The 12950-nt window shown below is 34.4% G+C and carries 11 protein-coding genes; all 11 read left to right on the top strand.

The genetic code is table 11. From position 1 onward, the window contains the following. Positions 1–29 precede the first annotated feature (29 nt). Entirely contained in the window at positions 30–926 is an 897-nt protein-coding gene (dpsA, locus tag VQL36_RS11950) for a dipicolinate synthase subunit DpsA (protein ID WP_349249530.1), read from the top strand. Position 927: 1 nt separating this feature from the next. Next, positions 928–1518: a dipicolinate synthase subunit B gene (locus VQL36_RS11945; protein ID WP_349249529.1), complete on the top strand. Its 591-nt coding sequence runs from the start codon at positions 928–930 to the stop codon at positions 1516–1518. 32 nt (positions 1519–1550) lie between these two features. After that, entirely contained in the window at positions 1551–2588 is a 1038-nt protein-coding gene (locus tag VQL36_RS11940) for an aspartate-semialdehyde dehydrogenase (protein WP_349249528.1), read from the top strand. Positions 2589–2672: 84 nt separating this feature from the next. Next, positions 2673–3887, top strand: a complete 1215-nt coding sequence (gene dapG, locus VQL36_RS11935; protein WP_349249527.1) for an aspartate kinase — start codon at positions 2673–2675, stop codon at positions 3885–3887. A gap of 234 nt (positions 3888–4121) precedes the next feature. Next, positions 4122–4994 carry a 4-hydroxy-tetrahydrodipicolinate synthase gene (gene dapA, locus VQL36_RS11930; protein ID WP_349249526.1) on the top strand — a complete coding sequence of 291 codons (873 nt, stop codon included), beginning with the start codon at positions 4122–4124 and terminating at the stop codon, positions 4992–4994. Between the two features lie 280 nt (positions 4995–5274). Then, on the top strand, positions 5275–6948 hold the full coding sequence (locus VQL36_RS11925; protein WP_349249525.1) for a ribonuclease J: 1674 nt from the start codon (positions 5275–5277) through the stop codon (positions 6946–6948). A 152-nt stretch (positions 6949–7100) separates the two neighbouring features. Then, positions 7101–7841, top strand: a complete 741-nt coding sequence (locus VQL36_RS11920; protein WP_349251177.1) for a ClpP family protease — start codon at positions 7101–7103, stop codon at positions 7839–7841. Beyond that, positions 7838–8062: a YlzJ-like family protein gene (locus VQL36_RS11915; RefSeq protein ID WP_349249524.1), complete on the top strand. Its 225-nt coding sequence runs from the start codon at positions 7838–7840 to the stop codon at positions 8060–8062. The genes VQL36_RS11920 and VQL36_RS11915 overlap by 4 nt, the downstream gene beginning before the upstream one ends. Positions 8063–8143: 81 nt before the next feature. Further along, complete coding sequence (locus VQL36_RS11910; protein ID WP_349249523.1) at positions 8144–10585, top strand: DNA translocase FtsK; 2442 nt, start codon at positions 8144–8146, stop codon at positions 10583–10585. 76 nt (positions 10586–10661) lie between these two features. After that, on the top strand, positions 10662–11387 hold the full coding sequence (sleB, locus tag VQL36_RS11905) for a spore cortex-lytic enzyme (RefSeq protein WP_349249522.1): 726 nt from the start codon (positions 10662–10664) through the stop codon (positions 11385–11387). A 273-nt stretch (positions 11388–11660) separates the two neighbouring features. Then, positions 11661–12950 (top strand): EF-P 5-aminopentanol modification-associated protein YfmF, encoded by a 1290-nt coding sequence (gene yfmF / locus VQL36_RS11900; protein ID WP_349249521.1) that lies wholly within the window; start codon positions 11661–11663, stop codon positions 12948–12950.

The raw sequence follows: 12950 nt of genomic DNA, 5'->3' as shown, positions 1-12950 counted from the left end.
AAGGCGGTATAGAAAGGAGTTTAATGTTGATGTTAACAGGAATCCATGTAGCATTTTTAGGCGGAGATGCAAGACAGTTAGAGGTGATCGAGAAGTTTTCTGAAATGGATGCATCCATTACTTTAATTGGATTTGATAATTTAGAACCCAAGTACAGTGGGGTAAAATATGCTGAATTAAAGGAAGATGTACTTAAAACCATTGATGCCCTTATTCTTCACGCAGTTGTGACTAATAATACTGGTAAGATAGATTCAATCTTTTCATCAAAAGAATTGCTGCTTACTCAGAGTCATTTAAAAAGCCTTCCTAAACATGCAAAAATATACACTGGATATTCTAAACCATATTTTAGAAACTTGTGTCAAGAAAACAAAATTGAACTCATTGAGCTCTTTGAACGTGACGATGTGGCTATATATAATTCTATACCTACAGCTGAAGGCGCAATTATGATGGCTATAGAAAATACAGATATCACGATTCATGGTTCGAATTGCATTGTTTTAGGGCTTGGTAGAACCGGTATTACATTAGCAAGGACATTAAAAGGAATTGGAGCTCATGTAAAAATTGGAGTACGTAAACACGAGCATTTTGCAAGAGCATCTGAAATGCAGTTGAATCCATTTTTCTTGAAGAATTTAAGCAATGAAGTGACTGATATTGACTTGCTTTTTAATACAATTCCAACTATGATAGTCACAGCTCAGGTCATCGCTCATATACCTCATAGAGCCGTTATTATTGATCTTGCCTCAAAACCTGGTGGAACGGATTTTCGTTTTGCAGAAAAAAGAGGCATTAAAGCAATGATTGCCCCAGGATTACCTGGAATTGTAGCACCGAAAACAGCTGGACAGATCATAGCAAAAAGTTTAATTCAGTTGATATCGGAAAATTCTAGTGAATGGGGGAACAATTAATATGGACTGGGAAAGTAAAAATGTTGGATTTGCTTTATCTGGATCACATTGTACAGTGGAAGAAGTGTTGCCAGAAATACAAAGATTTGTAGATGAAGGAGCCAATGTGATCCCGATCGTCTCATCTACATTACAAACTACAGATACTCGTTTTGGCAAAGCAAAAGATTGGTTAAAAAAGTTGAAAGAAATCACAAGAAATGATATTATTTCTACAATTGTTGAAGCTGAGCCACTTGGACCATCCAAATTATTGGATGTGTTGGTCATCGCTCCTTGTACGGGTAATACTACAAGTAAATTAGCAAATGCTATGACAGATTCACCTGTTATTATGGCAGCTAAAGCTCAGCTCCGGAATTTAAAGCCTTTGGTACTAGCTATTTCAACTAATGATGGACTTGGATTAAATGCAAGTAATATTGCAAAATTGTATAATACAAAAAATATATATTTTGTGCCTTACGGACAGGATAACCCTGAACAAAAGCCCAATTCCTTAGTAGCTAATATGGATCTTGTTGTTGAGGCTTGTGCATCTGCTATCGATGGGAAACAAATTCAGCCAATGATCATTCAATATCCTATTTAATTGTTAGATGAAGATGAGAGGAGAACATATACGTGACAAATCAAAAATTATTTAATGTAGCTGTGGTTGGATCTACTGGAGCCGTTGGTGGACAAATCATAAAACTGTTGGAAGAAAGAGAATTCCCTATTAATGAATTGAAACTACTTTCATCTGCTAGATCAGCTGGTAAAAAGATAGTGTTTAACAATCAAGAAATTACTTTAGAAGAAGCGACTCCAAATAGCTTTGAAAATATTGATATTGCATTGTTTAGTGCTGGGGGAAGTGTAAGTAAACATCTTGTTCCTCATGCGGTTGAAAGTGGAGCGATTTGTATAGATAATACAAGCGCGTTTCGTATGGATCCAGATACTCCATTAATCGTTCCAGAGGTAAATATCGATCAACTTAATGAGCATAAAGGTATAATTGCAAACCCGAATTGCTCAACAATTCAAATGGTAGCAGCTTTAAAACCGCTATATGACCGTTTTGGTTTTTCTAGAATTATTACGTCCACATATCAAGCAGTATCAGGATCAGGAAAAAGTGCGATTGATGAAACGATAAAGCAATCAAAAGAAATCATTGAAGGCAAAGAGGTGACTCCTGACATTTTACCTGTTGGAAGTTTACCAGTTAAACATCAAATTGCGTTTAATGCGATACCTCAAATTGATAAATTTGTAGAAAATGGATACACGTTTGAAGAAATGAAAATGATTAACGAAACTAAAAAAATAATGGGTGATGAATCATTAGAAATAACAGTGACATGTGTGAGAATCCCTGTTATATATGGTCATTCAGAGTCTGTTTATGTGGAATTAAATGAAGATTTTGATGTTGAGGAAGTAAGATCATTACTTTCGAAGGCACCAGGTATTATAGTTGAGGATCAACCTGAAGAACAGAAATATCCACTGGCAACTAGTAGTGCTGGTAAATTAGATGTTTTTGTTGGACGAATTCGTAAGGATTTAGCGAACCCACGTGGTTTAAATATGTGGATTGTATCTGATAACTTATTAAAAGGTGCAGCTTGGAATGCAGTACAAATTGCAGAATATATCGCAAAGCAATCATAAACTAACTACACCAAAGAAGAAACTATTATAAATATATTACTCATGCTAAGCTCCTTAGATACAACCAAGGAGGAATGAAAGAGAGTGAGTATTTTAGTTCAAAAGTTTGGTGGAACTTCTTTATCTAATGAATTTGCTAGATCTCATGTGATTGATCACATTAAGAGTGCATACGAACAAAATTACAAACTGGTTGTCATTGTTTCTGCAATGGGTAGAAGAGGGGAACCTTATGCAACGGATACATTAATCGAACTAATTAAAAATAATGGGGATCAGCTCCCTCCTAAAGAAACCGATTTATTGTTGGGATGTGGTGAGATCATTTCTGCTTCTGTATTATGCAGTTTATTAAATCAGGCTTCTATTTCGTCTGAAGTATTAACTGGTTCACAAGCAGGTGTTTTAACCACTAATCAACATAATAAAGCGCTGATAAAATCTATCCAACCTAATCGTATTATGCAGTTGCTAGATCAAAATAAAGTTGTGATCATCACAGGTTATCAAGGATGTAATGAAACAGGTGATCTTACTACATTAGGTCGTGGTGGTAGTGATACTTCAGCAACAGCGATTGCTTCAGCTTTAAATGCTGAGATGGTTGATATTTTTACAGATGTAGAAGGAATCCTTACTGCTGATCCAAGAATTGTAGAAGATGCTAAACCGTTAAAAAAAGTTTCTTATATCGAAATATGTAATATGGCTCAGTATGGTGCTAAAGTTGTTCACCCTAGAGCTGTGGAAATTGCTATGCATTCTAATATACCAATAAGAGTAAGATCTACATTTTCCAAAGATGAAGGTACATTAGTAACAAATAATGAAGCATTACAAGAGCAGAGTGTTGTCCATGATCGTCTTGTAACAGGAATCACTCATGTACCTAATGTTTCACAGATTCATATTACAGCAAGCCAAGGACAATATGATCTACAATTGAAAGTTTTTAAAGCTATGGCGCAGCAACAAATTAGTGTGGATCTAATTAATGTCACGCCTTCAGGTGTCATGTATACCGTTCATGATCATGAAATTAAAAAAGCAATTTCCACATTGCATGATTTAGAATATGATCCATTCTATCAATCAAATTGTGCAAAGGTGTCGGTTATTGGAGGAGGAATAAATGGGGTTCCGGGTGTAATGGCAAAAATTGTTGAAGCACTAACGGAAGCTGATATTCAAATATTACAATCTGCGGATTCCAATACGACAATTTGGGTATTAGTCCATGCTAATCATGTGAACAAAGCATTAAAGGCTCTTCATAAAAAATTTAATTTACACAAGTGAACTTGTTTATGCAATAATTAAACATCGAGAAATCAGATGGAGCGTCTATTCCACCTGATTTGGGAGCAACCACCTTTAGAGGTGGGCGTCTTCACGCGAAAAATTATAGGATAAATTTTTCTTAATCACTGTATTATTAAAAGAAAAGTACTAAAAGTAGATTTTATACGTTAAAGTAATTATAATATCCTTATAATATTTTTGCAGTTTAAATAATAAAGGAGGAATTAAAAAGTGGATTTTGGTAGAATGATGACTGCAATGGTGACTCCTTTTGATCATAATCAGAAAATTGATTGGGAACAAACAGAAAAACTCGTTAATTTTTTAATTGAGGAACAAAAGAATGATTGTTTAGTAGTATGTGGAACAACAGGAGAGTCTCCCACTTTATCAGATGAAGAAATGGTTGAATTATTTAAAAAGACTATTCAATTTGCAAATGGACGTTGTAAAATCATTGCGGGGACAGGTAGTAATAATACACAGCATGCCATAGAGATGACATTGGAAGCGGAAAAAATCGGTGTTGACGGAGCACTTTTAGTTGCACCTTATTATAGTCGCCCAAGCCAACAAGGTCTATATGACCATTTTAAAACAATCGCACAATCTACAAGCTTACCTATTATGTTGTACAATATACCAAAAAGGGCTGGAGTGTCTATCGAGGCACAAACCATAATTCAATTAGCTCAAATACCTAATATTGTTGCTACTAAAGAAGCTCATGGTGATTTTGATTTGATTTCCCAAATTATTTCCAATACTGATTGTGATTTTAAGGTATATAGTGGGGATGATAGTTTGACTTTACCTATGCTTTCTATTGGTGGATATGGTGTAGTAAGTGTGGCAGGTCATATAATTGGTAAAGAAATAAATGCGATGTTAACTGCATACGTAAACGGAGAAACTGAAAAAGCTATTGAATTACATCAACGATCTCATCCTATTTTTACAGGTCTATTTATATGTCCTAGTCCATCTTTAGTAAAATATGCTTTAGGCTTGTTAGATATGAACGTAGGAGGAGTACGTTTGCCTATGACTGAAGCAACAGACGAAGGTAAAAGGTTCATTAGAGATTTGATTGATAAAATTTAGAGTTATAAAAAGCAATAAGAACATCTCCAAGATATACATTCTATTTCATATTGGTGTTGTGCTCCCGCAAAAGTAATAGGATTAAAATGCAATGCAAGGTACCACTTCACTTTTGTGGGTTATTTTATTGTTTTGGGAAACACTATACATAATGAGTTGACTTACTTGAATAACATGCTTTCAATGTTGTATAATTATAATAAGTGACTGGGTGCGGTTATTTTTTGGTTTTTGTTTTATTAAAATCGTCGTCAATTTTAAAAAATAGGAGGGACATTTTTTGTCTAAAAAAAATAATAAAATATCCATTTTTGCCCTTGGCGGCGCGGGTGAAATTGGTAAGAATATGTATGTAGTTCAATATGGAAATGATATTGTAGTAGTTGATTCTGGTTTGAAATTCCCTGAGGAAGATATGCTCGGCATAGATATTGTAATTCCTGACACGACTTACTTAAAAGAAAATATTGATTTAGTTAGAGGCATTATTCTTACACATGGACATGAAGATCATATCGGTGGACTGCCGTATGTTTTAAGGGAGTTAAACGTTCCAATTTATGGGACAAAATTGACTCTAGGATTAGTTGAAAATAAATTGCGTGAAGCTAATTTATTAGGTTCAACAAAGAGGGTTTTAATTCATGCTGATTCTGAGATCACATTAGGGAGTATGACAGCCACATTTTTTAAAACAAACCATAGTATTCCTGACTCTGTTGGCGTTTGTTTAGATACACCTGAAGGTGTCATCGTTCATACTGGTGACTTTAAATTTGATCATACCCCAGTAAATGATCAATATGCTGATTTGCATCGTATGGCTGAAATTGGAAATAAAGGTGTGTTAGCTTTATTGTCTGACAGTACGAATGCTGAACGTCCTGGTTATACAGGGTCAGAAAAAAATGTGGGAGCTGAATTAGAAAGAGCCTTTCGTGAAGCGAAGCAGAGAATAGTAGTTGCAACATTTGCTTCCAATATTCATCGAATTCAACAGGTCATTGATGCTGCGGTAAACACAAACCGTTATTTAACAGTGATAGGTCGAAGCATGGTTAATGTGGTAGGTATTGCATCAGAACTAGGTTATTTAAGAGTTCCGGAAGGAATGTTGATTGAACCTGATGAAGTCAATAAATTAGCTGCTGATCGAGTGGTCATTTTATCAACCGGTAGTCAGGGAGAACCTATGTCTGCATTAACTCGTATGGCAAGATCAACTCATCGTAAAATAGATATATTACCTGGAGACACAGTCATTATTGCAGCCACACCAATTCCAGGAAATGAAAAATTTGTAGGGCGAACTGTAGATGAACTATTTAGACTTGGTGCAAATGTTATATACGGTCCTGGCAGCACTTCAGGTGTGCATGTCTCTGGACATGGAAGCCAAGAAGAGCTTAAGTTGATGCTGAATTTGATGAGGCCTAAGTACTTTATACCAATACATGGTGAATACCGTATGCTTAGACAGCATGGTAAATTAGCAGAATCCGTCGGAATTGAAGCAGATAATATTTTTATTGTTGATAATGGAGATATAGTAGAGATTCAAAATGGATCCGCTCGTAAAGCTTCTAAAGTACCCGCTGGTAATGTACTTATTGATGGATTAGGTGTAGGGGATGTAGGGAACATTGTGCTTAGAGATCGCAAACTGCTATCTCAAGATGGTATATTAGTTATAGTGGTCACTTTGAGTAAACAAGAAGGCAAAATTTTATCTGGACCAGACATCATTTCAAGAGGTTTCGTATACGTTCGCGAATCAGAAGGTTTACTTGATGAGGCAAATAAGATTGTATCAGCAACTTTAAATAAATTAATGAATGATAATGTAAATGAATGGGCTTCACTTAAAACACATGTTAAAGAAGCTCTAGGACGATTTTTATATGAACAAACCAAAAGAAGACCGATGATTTTACCAATCATTATGGAAGTATAAATAATATAAAGCAATAGGACTTTTTTAGGATAACCTAAAAGAGTCCTTTTTTTGTGTTCAACTCTGTTATTCACTTTGACACATGGGGGTATAAATTTCTACACCTAACTCATACTATGAAGGATTCATTTAACGATGGAAGGAATGAAATCATGTACAATAATAGAAATCAAAAAACAAATGAAACCCCGCCTCAAACGAATGAACAAATTAAAAACCCGACTGTGGAAAACATTCAACAATTAGGGCAAAATTCTACACTTCAAGAAGAATCAAACATATTTTGTATGACCATTATTGGGCAAGTTGAAGGTCACATGGTTTTACCGCCTCAAAATAAAACAACTAAATATGAACATATCATTCCTCAATTAGTAGCAGCTGAACAAAATTCAAAAGTGGAAGGGATATTAATTATTTTAAATACTGTTGGGGGTGATGTTGAGGCTGGTTTAGCCATTGCAGAAATGATAGCCACGATGTCAAAACCAACTGTGACGATCGTATTGGGAGGAGGTCACAGTATAGGTGTTCCAATTGCAGTATCTTCAGATTATTCCATCATTGCGGAAACAGCAACGATGACGATACATCCAATTCGGTTAAATGGATTAGTAATCGGGGTTCCTCAAACATTCGAATACTTAGATAAAATGCAAGAGAGAGTTGTTAAATTTGTTATGGAACACTCTAACATAACAGAGGAAAAATTCAAAGAATTAATGTTTAAAACTGGTGAATTGACTAGAGATATAGGAACAACTGTCATCGGACCAGACGCAGTTAGCTATGGGTTAATTGATAAGGTTGGCGGTTTATCTGATGCGACAAAACAATTAAATGAGCGGATAGAACAATATAGAAAAATGAAAGACGGGGGCATGGTTCAATGATTATGTACTCGATTGTTCCTTTAGATGATATTGTTGATGGAATTGAAAATAATAAACCAAATCAAGAAATTGAATTAAATGGAGTTATTATGCAAGTCCAACCCATGAATGCATATCAAGCAAAGGTTGTACGATTAATTAGTCCAAATCCACAAGATTATTTGAATCCGGCTTATTCACCTGGTCAGATTATATATTTTCAACCTCAATTTGAATCCTAAAAAACAAGCTTTATTTGAAAAACCTCTTTTAAACACCTTTAGGAATAATGTGGTATAATTAACATTCTGGGGGTGTTTTTTTTGGCTAGAAAACGAAAGAAAAAAAATTCAATCAAAATCAACATGAAATACGAAATATACGGAATAATTCTGATCATTCTCTCCATAATATCCCTTGCAGGAAAAGATTCAATTTCAGGCATCGGTGCAGTTGGACATGCATTTAGTTACATATTTTATTTTTTATTCGGAGCACTTTATTATATTTTACCTATAATATTAATATATACTGGTTTATATGTTATGGTTATGCGAAAATGGCCTTTGTCATGGTCATATAAAAAAACAGGAATCCTACTCATTATTTTTGGCTTTCTAATTTACTTTCAAATGGATTTGTTATCAAAGATGGAACCAGAGGGTAAATATGAAAGTATCGATATTTTAACCATACCTTATCAAAATTTTACTGAGAATTTGTTTAAAGCAGAGAATGTAGAGGCTTTTAAAGCCTCATTAGGTGGCGGCATGGTTGGTGCTTTTCTTTATGCCGTATTATATTTATTATTTGATGATCTTGGCTCACAACTTATAATGATCACACTGTTTATTATTGGAATCATGTGTTTAACAGGAATGTCATTTGTGGAAATGTTAAGAAAATTGAGGTCAAAATCAACACAAATGAAAATACCCTTTAAAAATAAGTTTAGAAAATTCATCATTTTATTTAAAAACTATAACCACCAGAGAAATAAAACTAAATCAAACTCTACCAACAATGAGATAGATGAAGATAATTTAGAACAGGATTTTATAGAAAAACCATATCATGAGACCATTATAGAAAATCATAATCATCATAGTAGTTACACTACTGAACCATTGTATGAAAATAAAAAAGGTCTTCAATTAAGTATTAATTCACAACCTCAGACCATTGAAAGCAAAGAAGAACTTATACAGGAAGTAGGAGTTGAGGAGTCAGACAACATTTTTATAGAGAATAAGATTGTAGTTGAACCTGATTCTAATCAAAATCAAGATAAAATACATACCCAAGTAAATTTGAATAACTCGGAGTATACAGATACATATCAACTACCTTTAATTAAAATTTTAACAAGCAAAGCAAATGGTGGGAAAAGTAAAAAAAGAAATCAATTCAGAACAAATGAAAAAAAATTAGAAGCAACATTAGAAAGCTTCGGCGTAAGTGCACGAGTCATTGATGTAGTTCCTGGCCCTACGGTTACAAGATATGAAGTACAACCTGATATTGGAGTAAAGGTCAGTAGAATTGTTAGCCTTACTGATGATATAGCACTTGCTCTAGCTGCTAAGGACATACGAATGGAAGCTCCTATTCCGGGAAAATCTGCAATTGGGATCGAAGTTCCTAATTCGGAAGTTGCAGTGGTTACTCTAAAAGAAGTTATGGAAAGTTCAACTTTTTTAGAATCAAATGCCAAGCTATCCATTTCTTTAGGTAAAGATATCTCTGGACAACCTATTATAGCCGATCTTGCAAAAATGCCTCATCTTCTAGTAGCTGGTGCAACGGGATCTGGAAAATCTGTTTGTGTGAATGGGATTATTACAAGTATTTTATTTAAAGCAAAACCCAATGAGGTTAAATTTTTGATGATTGATCCTAAAAAGGTAGAACTAAATGTCTACAATGGAATACCTCACCTATTAGCTCCAGTTGTCACAGATCCTAGAAGAGCTTCACTAGCACTTAGGAAGATTGTTAGTGAAATGGAAAATAGATATGAGCTGTTCTCAACAACGGGTACACGTAATATTGAAGGCTATAATGAATACCTTAAACAAACCGAAAGTGGAGAGCCTTTACCTTATATTGTTGTTATTGTAGATGAATTAGCAGATTTAATGATGGTTGCTGCTAATGATGTTGAGGATGCTATTTGTAGGTTGGCACAAATGGCGAGAGCAGCAGGAATTCATTTAATCATTGCTACTCAGCGACCTTCAGTGAATGTTATTACAGGGGTAATTAAAGCAAATATACCATCTAGAATTGCTTTTGGTGTATCTTCACAAGTTGACTCTAGAACGATATTGGATTCAGTTGGTGCTGAGAAATTACTTGGTCGTGGAGACATGTTGTTCCTACCTGTTGGTTTATCTAAACCAATTAGAATACAGGGTGCCTTTCTTTCAGATCAAGAAGTCGAGATTGTAGTAAATTATGTAAAAAATCAGAAAAAAGCAGAATATAATGAAGATATAGTACCAGAAGTGAATGAAATGGAGGAAGAAGAAGCTGAACCAAAGGATGAATTATTTGATCAGGCAGTCCAAATTATTATTGAAGCAAAACAAGCCTCAGTTTCATTATTGCAGAGGAAAATGAGAATAGGTTACACAAGAGCTGCTCGATTGATTGACTCCATGGAAGCCAAAGGTTTTGTGGGTCCTTATGAAGGGAGTAAACCTAGAGAAGTAATCATAACTCCAGATCAATTGAGTCAAAGTAATAATCAAAAAACTTCATAAACGAATAGTTAATTTCAACTTTTCTCATAATAAGGAATAAAAGTAATTCATTAAAGAAATGAGAGAGGTTTGAAAAATGCTAAATAAACGTTTGATTCTCATTACCTTATGTTTGATTTTAGGTTTAATTACGGTCTATCAATTGAACTCCAAAGTAGAAACTGAGCAGACATTTAGTGATGCTATTGTGAAATATGGTTCAGCTGGAAACGATGTGAGGGAATTGCAAGGCAGACTTAAACATTTAGGTTTTTATAATGGTAAAGTTGATGGTGACTTTGGGAGTAATACTTTAAAATCTGTAAAATGGTTTCAATGGGAATTTGGATTAACAGCCGATGGAATTGTGGGTCCAAAAACGAAGCTTAAACTATGGAGGGCAACAAAAGCTTGGAAACCAGGGGAAAACATTCAAAACAATGTCACATATACGAATCATTCTGGTTATTCAACTAATGATCTGAACTTAATGGCAAATGCGGTACATGGTGAAGCAAGAGGAGAGCCTTATGTTGGTCAAGTGGCTGTAGCAGCTGTAATATTAAATCGAATCGAATCTGAAAAGTTTCCAAATACAATCTCTGGTGTTATTTTTCAACCATTAGCTTTTACAGCTGTAGCTGACGGTCAAATATGGCTTACGCCAAATGAACAATCCAAGAAAGCAGTAATGGATGCCATTAACGGATGGGACCCGTCTGGGGGTTGTATATATTATTTTAATCCACATACAGCAACCTCCTCTTGGATTTGGACCAGACCACAGGTAAAACAAATAGGAAAGCACATATTTGCAAAGTGAACTCGTTTAAGCTTTGCTTAAACATCGAGAAATCAGATGGATAGTGAAAAGAAGTATTCGGCTACCTCCTCGAGAGACTAAGATAGGAGTTTTTGTTATAGCTTGCTCAATATATTCACATTGATGTTTGTTTGAGCAAGCTATTTTTTTAAAATGCAATAAAATAAGATTAAAATAAATGCATTTTTTTGGTGGTAATCATTATATGGTATACAATTTTATCGCTTAGAATAAATTGACACAAGAATCATGAATTTAAGGGGGAGTTCAATTTTGAGTAACCATTTGTTTGAAAGAACATCATTAAATAAAATTAGACTACATGTTTTACCTACTAAACGTTTTAAAACGTATGCAATATCTGTTTATTTAGGATGTCCGTTGTCTGAATCTACAGTAACTCCTGTTGGCTTAATCCCTTTTGTATTAAGAAGAGGATCTATGAAATACCCTGAAACAAAACAATTTAGAGAAAAGTTAGACGATATGTATGGCGCAGGTTTTGGTTTTGATGTAGTTAAAAGAGGAGATCATCAGATTATCAGATTCCAAATGGATGTGATAAATGACCATTTTGTAAATGAAAAAAACTCTCTTTTAAAACAATCTATACAATTTTTAGGAGATACGATTACAAATCCGTATGTTGAAAATGATGCTTTTAGCAAATCATATGTTGAAGCTGAAAAAAACACAGTTCAAAAGCGAATTGAAGGACTTATTAATGATAAAATCAGGTATGCCGCAGAGAGATGCATTCAGGAAATGTGCAAGAATGAACCTTATCGCTTATACGCTCTAGGTCAAATTGATGAACTTAAAAAGATAACGCCTACAATTTTGTACGAGGAGTACAAAAGATGGTTGCGTGATGCTGTTATGGATATCTATGTAGTTGGAGACACATCATTAAACGAAGTTCAAACATTGGTAAAAGAGCATTTCCATATTCACGATAAACAGCAAACAAAATATGAACAAATGGATAGTCAGGGGTCTACTTCTCAGAAGCAAATCAAATCTGTCATCGAAGAATTAGATGTGACACAAGGTAAACTAAATATGGGTCTAAGAACTCACGTAACGTATGCTGACAAAGAATATTCTACTGCATTGATGTACAACGGAATTTTAGGCTCTTTTCCACATTCTAAATTATTTGTAAATGTAAGAGAGAAGGAAAGCTTGGCCTATTACTCTTCTTCAAGATTTGAAGGGCATAAAGGGATTATAACTATTCATTCAGGAATCGAAATAAATAATTATGAAAAAGCGGTTGATATTATAAAAAAACAAATTGAGGATCTAGAAAAAGGGATTATAAGTGATATTGAATTAACACATACAAAAGCGATGATTGCCAACCAACTGCAGGAAATACAGGATTCAGCCTTTGAAATGATTGGTTTTGACTTTAATAATATATTGTCTGGAAAAGAGAGAAGCAGTGATGAATTAATTAAACAAATCATGGAAGTTGATATACCTTCTATTTCGGCTTTTGCAGGTCAAATTGATCTTGACACGATTTATTTCTTGCGGGATAAGAAAGGGGAAGTATGA

Origin of the sequence: Chengkuizengella sp. SCS-71B, assembly GCF_040100845.1 — a bacterium.
Lineage (GTDB): Bacteria > Bacillota > Bacilli > Paenibacillales > KCTC-33759 > Chengkuizengella.
The sequence above is the reverse complement of the archived record's forward strand: the minus strand, read 5'-3'. Positions and strand labels throughout refer to the sequence as shown.

What these genes read in the sequence shown, in the direction of transcription:
- sleB (WP_349249522.1), top strand. Translation starts at nt 10,662, where the DNA reads ATGCTAAATAAACGTTTGATTCTCATTACCTTATGTTTGATTTTAGGT.
- VQL36_RS11915 (WP_349249524.1), top strand. Translation starts at nt 7,838, where the DNA reads ATGATTATGTACTCGATTGTTCCTTTAGATGATATTGTTGATGGAATT.
- VQL36_RS11945 (WP_349249529.1), top strand. Translation starts at nt 928, where the DNA reads ATGGACTGGGAAAGTAAAAATGTTGGATTTGCTTTATCTGGATCACAT.
- dpsA (WP_349249530.1), top strand. Translation starts at nt 30, where the DNA reads ATGTTAACAGGAATCCATGTAGCATTTTTAGGCGGAGATGCAAGACAG.
- VQL36_RS11920 (WP_349251177.1), top strand. Translation starts at nt 7,101, where the DNA reads ATGTACAATAATAGAAATCAAAAAACAAATGAAACCCCGCCTCAAACG.